The sequence below is a fragment of the Corynebacterium nasicanis genome (genome assembly GCF_042658165.1).
Taxonomy (GTDB): domain Bacteria; phylum Actinomycetota; class Actinomycetes; order Mycobacteriales; family Mycobacteriaceae; genus Corynebacterium; species Corynebacterium nasicanis.
In genome coordinates, this window is the sequence record NZ_JBHSQE010000001.1 from 127046 (window position 1) to 144196 (window position 17151).

The 17151-nt window shown below is 67.6% G+C and carries 19 protein-coding genes; 8 read left to right on the plus strand and 11 right to left on the minus strand.

Annotated features, from left to right (window positions below):
- Window positions 1–152 precede the first annotated feature (152 nt).
- The 4 genes from gluA to ACFPUZ_RS00670 are packed head-to-tail and all read left to right on the plus strand — an operon-like array spanning window position 153 to window position 3424.
- Window positions 153–881, plus strand: a complete 729-nt coding sequence (gene gluA, locus ACFPUZ_RS00655) for a glutamate ABC transporter ATP-binding protein GluA (protein WP_376999936.1) — start codon at window positions 153–155, stop codon at window positions 879–881.
- A 22-nt stretch (window positions 882–903) separates the two neighbouring features.
- On the plus strand, window positions 904–1776 hold the full coding sequence (locus tag ACFPUZ_RS00660; RefSeq protein WP_376998834.1) for a glutamate ABC transporter substrate-binding protein: 873 nt from the start codon (window positions 904–906) through the stop codon (window positions 1774–1776).
- Window positions 1777–1799: 23 nt separating this feature from the next.
- Window positions 1800–2486: a glutamate ABC transporter permease GluC gene (gene gluC / locus ACFPUZ_RS00665; protein WP_376998836.1), complete on the plus strand. Its 687-nt coding sequence runs from the start codon at window positions 1800–1802 to the stop codon at window positions 2484–2486.
- Complete coding sequence (locus tag ACFPUZ_RS00670) at window positions 2486–3424, plus strand: amino acid ABC transporter permease (RefSeq protein ID WP_376998839.1); 939 nt, start codon at window positions 2486–2488, stop codon at window positions 3422–3424. The genes gluC and ACFPUZ_RS00670 overlap by 1 nt, the downstream gene beginning before the upstream one ends.
- 44 nt (window positions 3425–3468) lie before the next feature.
- Here ACFPUZ_RS00670 and recX read toward each other — a convergent pair whose 3' ends face one another.
- The 3 genes from recX to ACFPUZ_RS00685 all read right to left on the minus strand — a co-directional run bounded on the left by recX (window position 3469) and on the right by ACFPUZ_RS00685 (window position 5590).
- Window positions 3469–4044 carry a recombination regulator RecX gene (recX, locus tag ACFPUZ_RS00675; RefSeq protein ID WP_376998841.1) on the minus strand — a complete coding sequence of 192 codons (576 nt, stop codon included), beginning with the start codon at window positions 4042–4044 and terminating at the stop codon, window positions 3469–3471.
- 3 nt (window positions 4045–4047) lie between these two features.
- A complete protein-coding gene (gene recA, locus ACFPUZ_RS00680; RefSeq protein ID WP_376998843.1) occupies window positions 4048–5166 on the minus strand; it encodes a recombinase RecA in 1119 nt (372 codons plus the stop codon).
- A 202-nt stretch (window positions 5167–5368) separates the two neighbouring features.
- Window positions 5369–5590, minus strand: a complete 222-nt coding sequence (locus tag ACFPUZ_RS00685; protein WP_376998845.1) for a DUF3046 domain-containing protein — start codon at window positions 5588–5590, stop codon at window positions 5369–5371.
- Window positions 5591–5669: 79 nt separating this feature from the next.
- Here ACFPUZ_RS00685 and ACFPUZ_RS00690 point away from each other — a divergent pair, with 79 nt between their 5' ends.
- From ACFPUZ_RS00690 to ACFPUZ_RS00700, 3 genes are read left to right on the plus strand one after another with little or no spacing between them, the layout of a single operon-like run.
- Complete coding sequence (locus ACFPUZ_RS00690) at window positions 5670–6245, plus strand: biotin transporter BioY (RefSeq protein ID WP_376998847.1); 576 nt, start codon at window positions 5670–5672, stop codon at window positions 6243–6245.
- Complete coding sequence (locus ACFPUZ_RS00695; RefSeq protein WP_376998849.1) at window positions 6246–6935, plus strand: energy-coupling factor ABC transporter ATP-binding protein; 690 nt, start codon at window positions 6246–6248, stop codon at window positions 6933–6935. It abuts the gene before it with no gap.
- Complete coding sequence (locus tag ACFPUZ_RS00700; RefSeq protein WP_376998852.1) at window positions 6932–7543, plus strand: energy-coupling factor transporter transmembrane component T family protein; 612 nt, start codon at window positions 6932–6934, stop codon at window positions 7541–7543. Before ACFPUZ_RS00695 ends, ACFPUZ_RS00700 begins: the two co-directional genes overlap by 4 nt.
- Window positions 7544–7707: 164 nt before the next feature.
- On the opposite strand, the gene ACFPUZ_RS00705 is transcribed toward ACFPUZ_RS00700, so the two are convergent.
- From ACFPUZ_RS00705 to pgsA, 4 genes are all read right to left on the minus strand, one after another.
- Window positions 7708–8532, minus strand: coding sequence for a PspA/IM30 family protein (locus ACFPUZ_RS00705; protein WP_376998854.1), 825 nt, complete (start codon window positions 8530–8532; stop codon window positions 7708–7710).
- Between the two features lie 75 nt (window positions 8533–8607).
- Window positions 8608–8934, minus strand: a complete 327-nt coding sequence (locus ACFPUZ_RS00710; protein ID WP_376998856.1) for a helix-turn-helix domain-containing protein — start codon at window positions 8932–8934, stop codon at window positions 8608–8610.
- Window positions 8934–9404 (minus strand): CinA family protein, encoded by a 471-nt coding sequence (locus tag ACFPUZ_RS00715; protein WP_376998859.1) that lies wholly within the window; start codon window positions 9402–9404, stop codon window positions 8934–8936. The genes ACFPUZ_RS00710 and ACFPUZ_RS00715 overlap by 1 nt, the downstream gene beginning before the upstream one ends.
- Complete coding sequence (gene pgsA, locus ACFPUZ_RS00720) at window positions 9401–9952, minus strand: CDP-diacylglycerol--glycerol-3-phosphate 3-phosphatidyltransferase (RefSeq protein ID WP_376998861.1); 552 nt, start codon at window positions 9950–9952, stop codon at window positions 9401–9403. Before pgsA ends, ACFPUZ_RS00715 begins: the two co-directional genes overlap by 4 nt.
- Before the next feature lie 43 nt (window positions 9953–9995).
- Here pgsA and ACFPUZ_RS00725 point away from each other — a divergent pair, with 43 nt between their 5' ends.
- Entirely contained in the window at window positions 9996–10301 is a 306-nt protein-coding gene (locus ACFPUZ_RS00725) for a YciI family protein (RefSeq protein ID WP_376998862.1), read from the plus strand.
- A 1-nt stretch (window position 10302) separates the two neighbouring features.
- Here the strand turns inward: ACFPUZ_RS00725 and ACFPUZ_RS00730 are convergent, their stop codons facing one another.
- From ACFPUZ_RS00730 to ACFPUZ_RS00745, 4 genes are all read right to left on the minus strand, one after another.
- Window positions 10303–11418 carry a TerC family protein gene (locus ACFPUZ_RS00730; protein ID WP_376998863.1) on the minus strand — a complete coding sequence of 372 codons (1116 nt, stop codon included), beginning with the start codon at window positions 11416–11418 and terminating at the stop codon, window positions 10303–10305.
- A gap of 209 nt (window positions 11419–11627) precedes the next feature.
- On the minus strand, window positions 11628–14321 hold the full coding sequence (locus ACFPUZ_RS00735) for an FtsK/SpoIIIE family DNA translocase (protein WP_376998864.1): 2694 nt from the start codon (window positions 14319–14321) through the stop codon (window positions 11628–11630).
- Window positions 14322–14396: 75 nt separating this feature from the next.
- Window positions 14397–15023 carry a TIGR03085 family metal-binding protein gene (locus tag ACFPUZ_RS00740; RefSeq protein ID WP_376998865.1) on the minus strand — a complete coding sequence of 209 codons (627 nt, stop codon included), beginning with the start codon at window positions 15021–15023 and terminating at the stop codon, window positions 14397–14399.
- Window positions 15024–15063: 40 nt separating this feature from the next.
- A complete protein-coding gene (locus tag ACFPUZ_RS00745; protein ID WP_376999938.1) occupies window positions 15064–16824 on the minus strand; it encodes a ribonuclease J in 1761 nt (586 codons plus the stop codon).
- Between the last annotated feature and the right edge of the window lie 327 nt (window positions 16825–17151).

Sequence of the window (17151 nt, forward strand, 5' to 3'; positions counted from 1 at the left end):
CACACAGGTGCTTAACAATCTTCGCCCCGTTGCAGAAAAGTTAGCGGAAAGTCGTATGACCAAGCGCGGTTTATGTCTAAGATCGTTCTATGACCCAGACCACACCTGCATCGGATCGTGTCCCGGAGGACACTCCCGGGCCCCGTGACGTCATGATCAGGATGACGGACGTGCAGAAGTACTTCGACGACTTCCACGCCCTCAAGGACATCAACCTCGAGGTCCCCAGAGGGCAGGTCGTCGTGGTGCTCGGACCGTCCGGCTCCGGCAAGTCCACGCTGTGCCGCACCATCAACCGCCTGGAGACCATCGAGGGGGGCACCATCGAGATCGACGGCGTCGTCCTCCCCGAGGAGGGCAAGGACCTGGCCAAGCTGCGCGCGGACGTCGGCATGGTGTTCCAGTCCTTCAACCTCTTCCCGCACCTGACCATCAAGGACAACGTCACCCTCGGCCCCATGAAGGTGCGCCGCAAGAAGAAGGCCGAGGCGGAGAAGCGGGCCATGGAACTGCTGGAACGCGTCGGCATCGCCAACCAGGCCGACAAGTACCCCGCGCAGCTCTCGGGCGGCCAGCAGCAGCGCGTGGCCATCGCCCGCGCGTTGGCCATGAGCCCGAAGATCATGCTTTTCGACGAGCCGACCTCCGCCCTCGACCCCGAGATGGTCAATGAGGTCCTCGACGTCATGGCCAGCCTGGCCAAGGAAGGCATGACCATGGTCGTGGTCACCCATGAGATGGGGTTCGCGCGCCGCGCCGCGGACCGGGTCCTGTTCATGGCCGACGGCGCCATCGTCGAGGATGACACCCCCGACGAGTTCTTCACCTCTCCCAAGACCGACCGCGCCAAGGACTTCCTCGGCAAGATCCTCTCCCACTAAACAACCTCAAAGGACACACATCATGAAGCGCTCCACTTTCCGCCTCGCCGCCCTCACCTCCACCGTCGCCATCGCCGGCGTCACCCTCGCCGCCTGTGGCGATTCCTCCGGCGGCGGGGACGGCATGCTCGCCGCCATCGAGGCCGGCGACGTGACCATCGGCACCAAGTACGATCAGCCGGGCCTGGGCCTGCGCAACCCGGACGGCTCCATGTCCGGCCTCGACGTCGACGTCGCCGAGTACGTGGTCAACCAGATCGCAGAGGCCAAGGGCTGGGATGCCCCGAATGTCACCTGGCGCGAAACCCCCTCCGCCCAGCGTGAGACCCTCATCCAGAACGGCGAGGTCGACCTCATCGCCGCGACCTACTCCATCAACAAGGGCCGCTCCGAGTCCGTCAACTTCGGCGGCCCCTACCTGGTCACCCACCAGGCGCTGCTCGTCCGCGAGGACGAGGCCGACATCACCGACCTCGAGTCCCTCGACGGCAAGATCCTCTGCTCCGTCACCGGCTCCACCCCGGCGCAGAAGGTCAAGGACGCCCTCCCGGGTGTCCAGCTGCAGGAGTACGACACCTACTCCTCCTGTGTCGAGGCACTGCGCCAGGGCAACATCGACGCCATGACCACCGACGCCACCATCCTGCTCGGCTACTCCGCGCAGGCCCCGGGCCAGTTCAAGGTCATCGAGATGGAGAAGGACGGCGAGCCCTTCACCAACGAGTACTACGGCGTCGGCCTGGCCAAGGATGACGCCGAGGCCACCGACGCGATCAACGAGGCCCTGACCAAGCTGCACGAGTCGGGCGAGTTCGACAAGCTGCTGGAGAAGAACCTCGGCGGCAACGAGGCGGTGGCTCCGGGCAAGCCGGGCGATCTGTCCTTCCTCGACTAACTGATCCCGACTAGGAGTCCCTCATGACGACACTATGGGCCGAACTGGGCCCCCGGTTGTGGCCGGCCTTCTGGCTGACCATTCAGCTGACGGTCTACTCGGCGATAGGATCCATGATCCTCGGCACCATCCTCACCGCCATGAGGGTCTCCCCCGTGAAGATCCTGCGTGGGCTGGCCACCTTCTACATCAATACGGTGCGAAACACCCCGCTCACGCTGATCATCATCTTCTGTTCCTTCGGCCTGTACCAGAACCTCGGTCTGGTCATGGCCGACCGCGGCTCCCCCACCTTCCTGGTGGACAACAACTTCCGCCTCGCGGTGCTCGGCTTCGTGCTCTACACCTCGGCCTTCGTCGCGGAATCCCTCCGCTCGGGCATCAACACCGTCCACTTCGGGCAGGCGGAGGCGGCGCGCTCCCTGGGGCTGTCGTTCAGCCAGATCTTCGGCAACATCGTCTTCCCGCAGGCGGTGCGCGCGGCGATCGTCCCGCTGGGCAACACGCTCATCGCCCTGACGAAGAACACCACCATCGCCTCCGCGATCGGCGTCGCCGAAGCCTCCCTGCTCATGAAGTCCACCATCGAGAACCACGCCAACATGCTCTTCATCGTGTTCGGCATCTTCGCCCTGGGCTTCATCATCCTGACGCTGCCCACGGGCCTGGCCCTGGGTCGTCTCTCTGATCGTCTGGCGGTGAGGAAATAATGTCCGTACGCGCGACAGTGCTTTACGACGCCCCCGGCCCCCGCGGTCGTCGCAACAACCTCCTGTTCACCGCGCTCACCGCGGTGCTCACCCTCCTCGCCCTCGGCTGGATCGGCTGGACGCTCAACAACAACGGCCAGCTCACCGCCGCCAAGTGGTCGCCGTTCCTGGATTCCCTCACCTGGCAGACCTACATCCTGCCGGGCCTGTGGGGCACGCTCAAGGCGGCGATCGTCTCCATCGTCCTGGCACTGGTCCTCGGTGTCGTCCTGGGGCTGGGGCGCATGTCGGAGGTGGCGCCGGTCCGCTGGGTCTGCGCGGTCATCGTCGAGTTCTTCCGCGCCATCCCGGTGCTGCTGCTCATGATCTTCGCGTACCAGCTCTTCGCCATCTACCGCATGGTTCCGCCCCGTGAACTGGCCTTCGCCGCCGTCGTCTTCGGCCTGACCATGTACAACGGTTCCGTCATCGCGGAGATCCTGCGGTCGGGCATCAAGTCGCTGCCGAAGGGGCAGACCGAGGCCGCCCGCGCGCTGGGCATGTCCCATTCGCAGACCATGCGGACCATCCTCCTGCCGCAGGCGATCGCCGCCATGCTGCCGGCGCTCATCGCCCAGATGGTCATCGCGCTGAAGGACTCCGCGCTCGGCTACCAGATCGGTTACGTCGAGGTCGTCCGCTCCGGCATCCAGACCGCGTCCGTCAACCAGAACTTCCTGGCCTCGCTCACGGTCGTGGCGATCATCATGATCCTCATCAACTGGGCGCTGACCACGCTGGCGCAGCGCATCGAGCGCCAGCTGCGCGCCGGCCGCGCCCGCCGCAACATCGTGGCCAAGGTGCCCGAGCTCCCGGACCAGGGCCTCGACACCAAGGACAACGTCAACGTCGACTGGCACGATCCCGACTACGTCGAGATCAAGAACCCCGGCCGCTAGACAGAACTCCGCGCCTCCCCCAACGGGGGAGGCGCGGAGTCGATTCAGCCCAGCTGTGCCACCCGCTCGTCGAGGGCCTCGCGCGCGATGCGCAGGCTCATCCCCTGCGGGAAGCCCCGGCGGGCGAGCACCCCGACGATGCGGCGCAGCTCCTTGTCGCTCGCGGCCCGGTCGGATGGCACCTCGCGCAGCGCCGTAGCCTTCTTCTCCGCCAGGGCGCGGGCCATGGCCTCCTCGTCGGCGGCATCGATCTGCGCGAGGGCGTCCGCCCGCGTGGCGGCGTCCACGCCCTTGTCCTGCAGTTCCCGGTCGAGCACGCGCGCCGACTTCCCCCGCCGGGCGTGACGCTGGCGCACCCACTCGGTGGCGAAGGCGGCATCGTCGAGCAACCCGACCCCGGCGAGGTCGCCGAGCACGTCATCGACCACAGACGCCTCAAATTCCAGGTCGAGCAGCCGGCCGCGGAGTTCGTGGCGGGACCTGGCGCGGGCGTCGAGAAGCAGAAGCGCGCGCCTGCGCACCTCCGCCTTCGCCTCCTCGGCCGCCTGGTCGAAGAGGGTGCCGGGCCGGTACTCTGCCAGCGCCTGCCGGAGCTGCTCGATCGTGGCGTCGCGCTTCATCGGCTACTCCGCAGCCTCGGCCTCGTCCTCGTCGTCGAAGTCGACGTTGGGGACCATGTCCACCGGGTCGTCACTGAGGTCGCTCTCGGCGTTGGCGGCCTCCGGGCCGATGCCCAGCTTGGCGAAGATCCGCCGCTCGATCTCGTCCGCCAGCTCCGGGGTCTCCTTGAGCAGCAGGCGGGCCTTCTCCTTGCCCTGCCCCAGCTGGTCGCCTTCGTAGGTGAACCAGGAGCCGGACTTCTTCACGATGCCGTTCTCCACGCCCATGTCGATGAGCGAGGACTCCCGGGAAATGCCCTCGCCGTAGATGATGTCGAACTCGGCGATCTTGAACGGCGGGGACACCTTGTTCTTCACCACCTTGACGCGGGTGCGGTTGCCGATGGCGTCCTGCCCGTCCTTGAGAGTCTGGATACGCCGGACATCGAGGCGCACCGAGGCGTAGAACTTCAGTGCCTTACCGCCGGTGGTGGTCTCCGGGGAACCGAACATGACGCCGATCTTCTCGCGCAGCTGGTTGATGAAGATCGCGGTGGTGCCCGAGCTGTGCAGCGCACCGGTCATCTTGCGCAGCGCCTGGCTCATGAGGCGGGCCTGGAGGCCGACGTGGGAGTCACCCATCTCGCCCTCGATCTCCGCCTTCGGGGTGAGGGCCGCCACGGAGTCGATGACGATGATGTCGATGGCGCCGGAACGCACGAGCATGTCGGCGATCTCCAGGGCCTGCTCACCGGTATCCGGCTGGGAGACGAGCAGCGCGTCGGTGTCCACGCCGAGCTTCTTGGCGTAATCGGGGTCGAGCGCATGCTCGGCGTCGATGAACGCAGCGATACCGCCGGCCCGCTGCGCCTGCGCGATGGCGTGCAGGGCCACCGTCGTCTTACCGGAGGACTCCGGGCCGTAGACCTCGATGATGCGGCCCCGCGGGTAACCGCCGATGCCGAGCGCGACATCGATGGCGGTGTTGCCGGAGGAGATGACCTGGATCGGCGGGCGGTTGTCGTCGCCGAGGCGCATGACGGCGCCCTTACCGAAATCCTTCTCGATCATCGCCAGCGCGGCGTCGAGTGCCTTCTGCCGGTCATCGCCCTTGGCGGCGGTGGCCTTCTTCTTGGGTGCCATGGTGACGCTTCCTTCTGTTGGGTGGTCGGTGGTGCCGGTCTCGTGCTGGGTGTTGTCCACACCCTCTTAGACTCCGGTCACCTGTCAAAGGATCCCGGATTCCGCAAGCCGGCGGCACCGCGTTCATTCCGGCCCTGACGATATCCACAGGGTCGTACATGTGGACCATCGCCTTCGAACATACACGCACGCCTGTTCGAACTCAACGCCACCGTTCCGGCGTGTCGCGCCCCAGTCGCCGCTCCTCGGGAACATCGAAGTCCCGGCAGATCCCCGACCAGACTTCGCGCAGGTCAGCCCCGGCGTCGATAAGCTCCCCGACGGTGACGCCCTCCGCGGCGAGGACATGGGACCGGACGAGGTGACGGCCCTTGGCGCGTCCGAACTCGTCCTCGATGAGCTGATGGAATTCCGTCAGTCGCATGCCCCGATAGTACAGACCCGCCATCCACAGCCCGCCCCGGCGTTTCCCTGAACAGTGTTCAGTGCTAGTGTTTCCAGCCATGACCACCACCACTTCGCGCGCCTCCGTGCAGGACCTGGCCTACATCGCCGTCTTCGCGGCACTCATCATCGTGCTCGCCTTCGTCTCCGTCCCCGTGGGCGCCGCCGGCGTCCCGATCGTCCTCCAGAACGCCGCCATCGTCCTGGCCGGACTGGTGCTCGGTGGACGCCGTGGCTTCCTGGTCGCCGCACTCTTCCTCTTCCTCGGACTCATCGGCCTGCCTGTCCTCGCCGGTGGTCGCACCACCCTCGCGGCCCTGGCCGGCCCGACCGTCGGCTACCTCGCGGGCTACCTCGTGTCCGCCGGCGTCGCCGGGTTCATCGCCTACCGCGCCCGGCCGCGACAGCGCGGCGAGCAGATCCTGTGGTTCTCCCTCGCCGCGGCCGTCGGCCTCCTGCTGCAGTACACCCTCGGCGCGCTCGGCCTCGTGTGGCGGGCCGGCCTCTCACTCACCGAATCGATCGTGGCACAAGGCGCGTTCCTCGTCCCCGACGTGGCGAAATTCGCCATCATGGTCGTCATCGCCCTCGGCATCCACGCCGCGTTCCCCGACCTCCTCTCCCGCCGGAAGTAAATGCCCACCATCACCTTCGAGGACGTCTCCGTCACCTTCGACGGCGACGTACACCCGACCCTCGACCGCATCTCGCTCACCCTCAGCGAGCACCGCATCGGCATCATCGGTGCCAACGGCTCCGGAAAATCCACCCTCGCCCGCCTCATCAACGGCCTCGGCGACCCGACCTCCGGCCGCGTGCTTATCGACGCCACCGACGTCACCCGTCACGGCCGCGACATCCGTCGCCGCGTCGGCTTCGTCTTCTCCGACGCCGAGAACCAGATCGTCATGCCTCAAGTGCGTGACGACGTCGCCTTCTCCCTCCGTCGCCTGAAACTCTCCCGGTCCGAGCGCGACACGCGTGTCGACGCCGCCCTCGCCCGCTTCGGTCTCACCCACCTCGCCGAACAGTCCCCCCACACCCTCTCCGGCGGCCAGAAGCAACTCCTCGCCCTGGCCTCCGTCCTGGTCATCGAGCCCGAGCTCATCATCGCCGACGAGCCGACCACCCTGCTCGACCTGCGTAACCGCGCCCGCATCGCCGCCGAATTCGCCCGCCTCGAGCAGCAGCTCATCGTGGTCACCCACGACCTCGACATCCTCGCCGACTTCGACCGCGTCCTCTGCCTCGACTCGGGACGCATCATCGCCGACGGCTCCCCCGCCGAGGTCTGCGCCCACTACCGCTCCCTCATGCTGACATGAGGAACATCCCCCTCGGCGTCCACCTCCCCGGGGACACCCTCCTCCACCGCCTGCCCGCCGGCGCTAAGTTCCTCGCGCTCCTGGCCTTCATCCTCGCCTCAACGTTCCTGGTGAAGGATCCGCGCGTCGCGACGTTCTGGTTGGGCGCCGTGGCGCTCGGCTTCGTCGTGGCGCGGGTGCCGGTGCGGGTGGCGATCGGACAAGTACTCCCCGTACTCCCTGTGCTGGCCGTGCTCGGCGCCTTCCAATGGTGGCAGCGCGGCTGGGAATTCGCCCTGACGACAGTGCTCGTCCTGCTGGCCTCAGTCGCGGCGGCCATGCTGCTGACACTGACCACCACGATCGCCGAACTCATGGCCGCCATCGAGCGCGGCCTGTCCCCCTTCGAACGCTTCGGCCTGCCCGTGGAGACCATCTCTCTCGCCGTGTCCCTCACCCTGCGCCTCATTCCCCTCCAGCTGGCGACCGTCCACGAGGTCCTCGCCGCACGCAAGGCCCGCGGTGCCGGTTTCTCGGTGGCCGCCTTCGGAACACCCGTGCTCGTGCGTTCCATCCGGCGGGCCCGCCTGTTGGCCGAGGCCCTCATCGCCCGCGGCGCGGCGGACTGAGCTGGGATCCGGGAGGATCGCACCCCTAACACCCCTGGCGCGCCCTCCCAGCCCCAGTTCCGGCGCGATCCTCACGGCACCACCCGGTCCTGGGAGGATCGCATCGCCAAAACCCAGGCATGAAAAATCCCCGGCACAGGGCCGGGGATCTCAGGAGGAGCGGGCTACTCGCCGCGCAGCTCGCGCATGCGCTGGGCGACGGCGTCGTCGGAAACGTTCGCGCCGCCGGACTCGATGGCCTTCTCGGCCTGCCCGGAGGTGAGCTGACCGCCACCCTGCATCTCGGCGCGGATCTGCTCGAGGCGGGAGTGCCCGGCCATCTGGATGCCTGCCTGCTGGACCTCGGCCATGCGCCCCTCGACGGAGTTCTGGGCGAGCTCAGCCTGGCCGAGCGCGTTGGCGTAACGACGCTCGATCTTCTCCCGCACCTGATCCAGGTTCGGGGTGGAGCCGGCGGTGATGGCGTTCATGGACTGCAGGGACTCGGAGACCTTCTCCTGCATCTTGGCCTGCTCGAGCTGGGAGAGCAGCTTGGTGCGCTCGGAGACCTTCTGCTGCAGGGCCATGGCGTTGCGCTCGACGGCCTGCTTGGCCTGGTCGGCCTGCTGCAGGGACTGGTCGTGGAGCTGCTTGGTGTCCTCGACGGACTGCTCGGCGGTGACCAGCTGAGCGGCGAAGGCCTCGGCGGCGTTCTCGTACTCGACGGCCTTGCGCTCGTCGCCCTCGGCGCGGGCCTTGTCTGCCAGCTGCAGGGCCTGGCGGGTGTTGGCCTGGAGCTTCTCGATCTCACCGAGACGGCGGTTGAGCTGCATCTCCAGCTGGCGCTGGTTTCCGATGACGGCTGCGGCCTGCTGGGACAGCTCCTGGTGCTGACGCTGCGCGTCCTCGATGGCCTGCTGAATCTGCACCTTCGGGTCGGCGTTCTCCTCGATCTTCGAGTCGAAAAGCGCCATGAGGTACTTCCATGCCTTGACGAAGGGGTTAGCCATGTCGGATCGGGCCTTTCTGGAAATTGGTCATTGTTTTACGCCACCATGCTAGCGGAGTGGCTTTCGAACTGTCGGTTAAGCGTGCAGTGATTCTGTGGCCAGCTCGGTGGCCACGGATTGCAGGGCCATGGAGCCGGCGGCCTCGATGAGCACGTCCGCCACGGAGGTGCCCAGGGCGTGACACACCGACGCCAGGAGCTCGGAGGAGACTTCCTTGCGGCCGCGTTCCAGTTCGGAGAGGTAACCGGGGGACACGCGTGCCTGTTCAGCGAGCTCACGCAGGGTGATGCCCTGATCGGCGCGGAAGGCGCGCAGGGCGGCGCCGAGCGCCTCCCGGAGCAGCAGTTCAGGTGCGCGGCGGGTGGTGAGGAGACGGGGATCAAGTACAGCGGTGGTAACCATTACTCTTCCCAACGTCCCACCGTGGCATTTTGTTCCACCCGCTCCGCCAGGCCCGCCAACGCCGCCTCCACGGCCTGCTCCCGGATGTCCCGCCTGGTTCCGCTCAAGAGCAGCTGATGCGTATCCGCACCCGTCGGACCCTCGAAGCCGAGCCACACCTCCCCCACCGGATGCCCGTCCTGCGGGTCGGGCCCGGCCACCCCGGTCAGCGAGACCCCCCAGTCCGCCCCGCAACGCTCCCGCGCCCCGCGGGCCATGGCGGCGGCGGTCGCGGCAGTAACCGGATCCGCCCCCTCCGGCACCCCGGCGAGGGAGCATTTCAGATCGGTGGCGTAGGTGATCAGGCCGCCCCGCAGCACGGCGGAGGCCCCCGGGGTGTCGGCGAGCGTCGCGGCGGCGAGCCCTGCGGTCAGTGACTCGCAGAAGGCGACGGTGAGCCCGCGGCGTCGTAAAGCATCGACGAGGTTCACTGCTTCCTCGAATCCCACAGGTACTGCAGGCCGGTGATGACCGTGACGGCCACGGCCGCGAGCATGACGATCCAGGTCGGCAGGTCCATCCACTGCGGCAGCGGCAGCAGGTAGAGGGCGATGGCCAGGGCCTGCAGCGTCGTCTTGATCTTGCCGCCCTTCGAGGCGGGCACGACCAGGCCGCGGCGCAGCATGACCATGCGCCACAGGGTGATGCCGAATTCGCGGACGAGAATGACCACGGTCACCCACACCGGCAGCACCCCGATGAGGTTGAGTCCGATGAGTGCCGCGGTGATGAGCGCCTTATCGGCGATGGGGTCGGCGATCTTGCCGAAGTCCGTCACCAGGTTGCGGGCGCGGGCGATGTCACCGTCGAGTTTGTCGGTGATCATGAGCGCCACGAAGACGCCGAAGGCCCACCACATGTGCCCGTCGAGAAGCAGCCAGAGAAAGACGGGGATGACCAGGATGCGCAGGCTCGTCAACACGTTGGGCAGGTTGAAGTTGCTGGGCTGGGCCGGTGCGGCGGGCGATGGTGCAGTCACGCCACACACCCTACCCCGCAGCCGGGGCGTAGAATCAGCCGACATGAAACACTTCGCCGTGCATTACCAGTACCCCGAGGGCTCCGCGGACATCGTACGTCTGCGGCCGGAACACCGCGCGTGGCTCGCCTCACTTCTCGACGTCGGCCGGCTCGTCGCCTCCGGCCCCTACACCGACGGTTCCGGTGGTGCGCTCATCGTCATCCGTCTGCCCGAGACCGCGACGCTTCACGACGCCGCGGAGCTCATGGACCAGGACCCCTTCACCCGCGAGGGCGTGCTCGCCGGCCGCGAGATCCGGGAGTGGAACCCGGTGCTCAACGTGTTCCGCGCCCCGGACGAGGACTGAGCTACTTCTCCTCGATATCGCTGAGCCTGGTCGACCCGTTGCCTGCGGCGGGGAGATCGAGCTCCTCGGTGGAGTACTTCTCCTCCTCGGTGAGCTCGTGGTCCCACTCGTCCGGGCGGATGCGGGTGTCGATACCGCCCTGCGCCTGGTCGTACTTGTTCTTCCAGATGGAGGCGAGCACCGTCACCACCAGGATGCCGACGATGACCATGAGCGAGAGCTCCGTGGGGATCTCCGGCACCGAGACGTCCTCGCCGCCGTTGATGAACGGCAGGTTGTTCTCGTGCAGCGCATGGAAGAGCAGCTTGACGCCGATGAAGGCGAGGATGAGCCCCAGCCCGTAGGGCAGGTAGACGAGGCGGTCGAGCAGGCCGTCGAGAAGGAAGTACATCTGGCGCAGCCCCATGAGGGAGAAGGCGTTGGCGGTGAACACGAGGTACGCCTCGGTGGTGATGCCGTAGATCGCGGGGATCGAGTCGAAGGCGAACATGACGTCCACCAGGCCGATGGCCACGAGCGCCACGAACAGCGGGGTGAGCGCGAACTTCCCGTGGAAGCGGGTGGTCAGCTTGTCCTTGTCGTAGCCCGGGGTGACGGGCACGACCTTGCGCAGCCACCGGATGACCTTCATGTCGTTCGGGTCGGTCTCGGGGGCGTCGGTGATCTCGTCCCACAGCAGCTTGACGGCGGTCCACAGCAGGAAGATGGCGAAGAGGTAGAACACGTCCGACCAGGCGGAGATGATCGCGGCGCCGGCGAGGATGAACAGCAGGCGGAACACCAGGGCCAGGACGATGCCGATGAGCAGCACCTTCTGCTGGTACTTCCGGGGGATCTTGAACGCGCCCATGATGAGGGCGAAGACAAAGAGGTTGTCGACACTGAGCGCCTTCTCCGTGACGTAACCGGTGAAGTACTCCATGCCGTGCTGGTGGTCCCACATGAAGTAGACGAACACACCGAACAACAGCGCCAGGCCGACGTAGAACGCGGACCACGAGGCCGATTCCTTGAGGGTCGGCTCATGCGGGGTGCGCACGTGGGAGTAGAAGTCGAAGATGAAGAATCCGAGGATCAGCACAATGGTGCCGATCCAGATCCACAGGGGGACAGACAAGTGAGCCTCCGGTCTTTGCGGGTTGCTGGAAGGACCGGAGGTCTCCCCCACCTTGAGCATTCAAGGCCGACACGACCGGGACCCAACTCAGGGACCGTGCTGACGATCAGTGCCGCTTAGGGGGTACTCCCCTCCATGTCGTGCCACTATACACAGGGTGCCGGGGCACTACAGAAATGGCACCCGAGGGCCAGAACACCTGGTCAGCCCTAGAACACCCCGCGCGGCGGATCGGCGTCGACCACCTCGACCTCGGTTTCCTCTTCGAGCGGCGCCGCGGCGGGATCGGCACCCTTGATCATCCACAGGATCGTGTCCAGCTCCTCGGGCTTGACCAGCACGTCGCGGGCCTTGGAACCCTCGGAGGGGCCGACGACGCCGCGGGTCTCCATGAGGTCCATGAGGCGACCCGCCTTGGCGAACCCGATGCGCAGCTTGCGCTGCAGCATGGAGGTGGAGCCGAGCTGGGAGGTGACGACAAGTTCGACGGCCTCGAGGAGGTCATCCATGTCCTTGCCGATGTCCTCGTCGATCTCCTTCTTGGCGTCGGTGGTGCGGTCCTCGGTGACGCCCTCGGTGTACATCGGCGCGGCCTGGCCCTTGGCGGCCTCGACGACGGCCTGCACCTCCTCGTCGGTAACGAAGGCACCCTGCAGGCGCTGCGGCTTGCCGGCGCCCTGCGGGATGAACAGGGCGTCGCCCATGCCGATGAGCTTCTCGGCGCCGGCCTGGTCGAGGATGACGCGGGAGTCGGTGAGCGAGGACGTGGCGAAGGCCAGCCGGGAGGGCACGTTGGTCTTGATGAGGCCGGTGACCACGTCGACGGACGGGCGCTGGGTGGCCAGGACGAGGTGGATGCCGGCGGCGCGGGCCTTCTGGGTGATGCGGACGATGGAGTCCTCGATCTCCTTGGGCGCGGTCATCATGAGGTCGGCGAGCTCGTCGACGACGCAGATGATGAAGGGGTACGGACGGTACACGCGCTCCGAGCCGAGGGGCGTCTGGATCTCGCCGGCGCGGATCTTGCGGTTGAAGTCCTTGATGTGGCGCACGCGCGCGGACTTCATGTCCATGTAGCGCTGTTCCATCTCCTCGACGAGCCACTGCAGGGCGGCGGACGCCTTCTTCGGCTGCGTGATGATGGGCGTGATGAGGTGCGGGATGCCCTCGTATGGCGTGAGCTCGACCATCTTCGGGTCGACGAGAATCAGGCGCACCTCCTCCGGCGTCGCGCGGGTGAGCAGGGAGACGAGCATGGAGTTGATGAACGCGGACTTACCGGAGCCGGTGGAGCCGGCGACGAGCAGGTGCGGCATCTTCTGCACGGAGTGGGAGACGAAGTCGCCCTCGATGTCCTTGCCCAGGCCGATGAGCATGGAGTCGTGGTTGCCCAGGGTGGCGGGCGCGTTGAGCACGTCCGCCAGGCGGACCATCTCGCGGTCGGTGTTGGGCACCTCGATGCCGACGAGGGACTTGCCCGGGATCGGCGTGAGCAGGCGGATGTTGTCGGTGGCCACGGCGTAGGCCAGGTTGGACTGCAGGTTGGTGATCTTGGAGACCTTCACACCCGGCCCCAGCTCCACCTCGTAGCGCGTGACGGTCGGGCCGCGGGAGAACCCGGTGACGGCGGCGTCGACGTTGAACTCGCGGAAGACGTCGGTGATGGCCTCGATCATCCGGTCGTTGGTCTCGGTGCGGGTCTTGGGCTTCTCGCCGTCGATGAGCAGGTCGGTGCTGGGCAGCTGGTAGTCGGTGGTGGTCTCCGGCTGGCGGGCCTCCGGGACGGGGACGTCCGCGAGCTCGGACTTCGGGGTCGTCGCGGGGACGGCGGAGGCGTCGATACCCGAGCGGGCGACGATGGCCTGGCGCATCTGCTCGCGCGAGGCCTCCACGGCGTCGGTGGCAGTGACCGCCGGGAACTCGTCGGTGTCCACGCGCGGGGCCGGGGTGTCGAAGAGGGTGTGCTGGGTGTCGTGCTCGAATTCCTCGGCCGGGTAGTTGTCCATCGGCGTCGGGCTTTGCGACGCCCGCGCCAACGGCCGGGGCCGGGGCCGGGGACGGGGACGCGGCCGGGGTGCGCGCTCGCGCCCTTCGGCGAGGTCCTCGATGTCGGTGTCGACGTGGCCGTAGAGGTCATCGTCGATGTCGTCGTGTTCCGGGCCGGGGGTGCGGATGTCGCGGATGAGGTCGCGGGCGTAGCCGAAGGCCTGGCGGGTGGTGATGCCGGTGACCTTGAGCGCCCCGTAGACGATGATGAGGATGAGCAGGGGAATCGCCACGTAGGGGCTGAATCCCAGGGCCAGGGTGCCGCCGGTCCAGGCGCCGATGGCGCCGCCGGCGATGACGCGGCCGTCCCAGCCGGTGGGGTTGCCCGCCAGCAGGTGGACCAGGCCGAGCATGGAGACGGTGATGAGCGTGGTGCCCAGCGCGGTGCGCGCGCGGGCGCCCGGGGCGCTGCTCACGCCGAGCATGAGCGCGATGGCCAGCGCGACGAGAGCGACGGGCAGCACGAGGGCACCGGCGCCGATGGCCAGGTGCGCGGCGGTGGAGATCGCCGCGCCGACGGGTCCGGCGACGTCCATCCACACGGAGGCGCCGAGGACGGCGGCCAGGCCGATGAGGGTGAGGGCGACGCCGTCGACGTCAACGTCATGCGGCTCGCGCTCGTCGACGTCCTCCGGCTCGGGGGCCCGGGCGGTCCGGCGGGTGAGGTTGCCCATGCCGCGGGCGAGCGAGTTGAGGCCGCCGCCGACGGCGCGGAACGCGCTGCCGGTCCTCTCTTCTGAGGTCTCAGCAGCGCGGAATGCCGAGGTGGCGGGGGCCGCGGGTGTGGCCTTGCCTCCCCGTGCCGAGGGCCGGGTGCGGTCCTTCTTGGTGCGTGACGCCGAGCTTCGTACAGACATGGCCCCTACTGTAGTTGCTCACGCCACACTATTCACATCAGCCACACCGTGCTCAGGGGCAGTTTTTGGTCAAGTTCACAACCCTGACCGGTGCGCATCGGCGGGGTTCCCGTCGATGGACACCTCCACCACATCACGGCCGAAGACCCACAGAAGGATCTCCCCCACCTCGCCGGTCACGCGCACGACATTCTCGCCGTCGCCGCTCACGCCCCGCTCATCCACCGCGACAATCCGCGGCAGGCCGTGCGGGTGCAGGATCACCGGCGCCGCGCTGCCCTTGAGCATCCGCGGGGCCAGCACGCGGAGAATCCCGTGCAGCGCCCGGGTGACCGCGGCGCTGAATTCGCGCGGCCGCGCCACGCCGTCGCCCCGGCGCACGTCCTCGTGGTGGACGAAATGCTCCGCGGTGTTCATCTGCTTATCGACGAACCGCACCGGGTTCCACTTCCCCGGCCCCGCCGCCCACTTCCGCACGAGCGTGGCGTAATCCTCCTGCCTCGCCCGCGCACTCGCCAGCGCCAGCTGCCCCGCCAGCGCCGGGACGAACATGCCCGCCGCGGCGAGGGGGCGGTTCTCCCGGAGGTGAAGATGCACCGCCAGGTCGCGGGTGGTCCACCCTTCACAGAGGGTGGGGGCGTCGGGTCCGGCGTCGAGAAGCAGGGCGGCGAGGCGCTCCCGCTCGGTGGCAGAAAAAGACATGCACCCCAGCATAGTGCCGGGGTGCATGCGTGGGTCGACCTTAGAGCGAGGGGCGGGCGGATGCCTTGATCTCGTCGTCGTCGATGGCGTCGTCGAGGTCGGAAGTCATGGGCACGACCGTCGGCAGGATCATCGGCTCGCGGCGCCACTTCTGCTCCACGAAGCGGGAGATGCGGCGGCGCAGCTGCTGGACCATGCGGTACGGGTTGTTCTCGCCCTCGGCGGCCAGGTCGTTGAGGATGGTCTCCGCGAGCTCCTTGACCTCGGGGGTCATGGCGCGGTCATCCTCGGAGAAGCCCTTGGTCTCCACCGTCGGGGACTCCATGAGGCGGCCGGTGCGATTGTCGATGACCGCGGTGATGGAGATGAGGCCACCGGAACCGAGGCTCGTGCGGTCCGCGAGGACGTCCGCATCGATGTCACCCATGGTGGTGCCGTCGACGTAGAGGTTACCGACCGGAATCTGGCCGACGACCTGCGCGCGGCCGTCGACAAGATCGACGACGACGCCGTTCTGGGCGAGCACGACGCGGTCGCGCTCGGTGCCCGTGGCGATCGCCAGCTCCTTGTTGGCCCGCAGGTGGCGCCACTCGCCGTGGACCGGCATGGCGTTCTTCGGGCGGGCGGCGTTGTAGAGGAAGAGCAGCTCGCCGGCGTAACCGTGGCCGGAGGTGTGGACCTTGGCGTCCTTGCCGGTGATGACGGTGGCGCCGATCTGGGCCAGCATGTTGATGACACCGAACACGGCCTCCTCGTTGCCCGGAACGAGCGAGGAGGAGAGGATGATGAGGTCGCCGTCACGGACGGTGATCTGACGGTGCTCGCGGCGCGCCATGCGGGACAGTGCCGCCATCGGCTCGCCCTGCGTACCGGTGGTGATGAGCATGACCTTGTGCGGGGCCAGGCGCGAGGCGTCATCCATGGAGACGATCGTGCCGCGCGGGGCCTTGAGGTAGCCCATCTTCTCGGCGATCTCCATGTTGCGGATCATCGAGCGACCGTTGAACGCGACCTTGCGGCCCGCAGCGACGGCGGCGTCGACGGCCGCCTGCACGCGGTAGACGTTGGAGGCGAAGGACGCGAGGATGACGCGCTGGCGGGCATCGGCGACGATGCGCTTGAGCGTCGGGGCGACGTCGGCCTCCGAACCCGAGACACCCGGGGTGGTGGCGTTCGTCGAGTCACAGAGCATGAGGTCCACGCCCTCGTCACCGAAGCGGGACAGTGCCGGCAAGTCGGTGGGACGGCCGTCGGTCGGGGTCTGGTCGAGCTTGATGTCACCGGTGTGGATGACCAGGCCCGCGCCCGTCTTGATGGCCAGGCCGAGGCAGTCCGGGATGGAGTGGTTGACGGCCCAGAAACGGATGTTGAAGGGACCGCGGTTCTCGTTGGACTGCTCGTTGACCTCGATGAGCTTCGGGCGCAGGCGGTGCTCCTTGCACTTCGCGGCGATGAGCGCCAGCGTGAAGCGGGAGGCCAGGATCGGGATGTCCCCGCGCAGCTTGAGCAGCCACGGGATGGCACCGATATGGTCCTCGTGGCCGTGGGTGACCACGAGGGCGTCGACGCGGTCGAGGTGCTTCTCGATCGGCCCGAAGTCCGGCAGGATGAGATCCACGCCCGGCTCGCCCGAGGAGGGGAAGAGCACGCCACAGTCCACGATGAGCAGACGGTTGTTGTACTCGAAGACCGTCATGTTGCGGCCGATCTCGGAGATACCGCCGAGAGCGTAGATACGCAGGCCGTTGCGCGGAGCCTTCGGCGGCTCCGGCAGGCGCTTCGTCAGGTCCGCGCCCTGCATGGACTTGACGACGTTGCGACGCCCGCGTCCGCCCTGGTTCTGGCCACCCTGGCCGCCCTGGCCGCCCTGGTTTTGGCCCTGGCCGCCGCGACCACCACGTCCGCCGCGAGAGCGGTTGCCCCCGCGGGATCGGTTGCCGTTGCCGTTGCCGGACTGAGCGTTTCCGGCGTTTCCGGCGTTATTGGCGTTTCCGGCGTTGTTAGCGCTGTCGGCGTTCTGCTCGGTCTGTCCGTTCGTCTCCGGGGTCGGTGCCTGGAAAACCGGGGATGCAGCAGTGCTCTCGGTCTCCGGCGGGCCCGCCTTGCGGGTGACCTTCCGGGCACGATT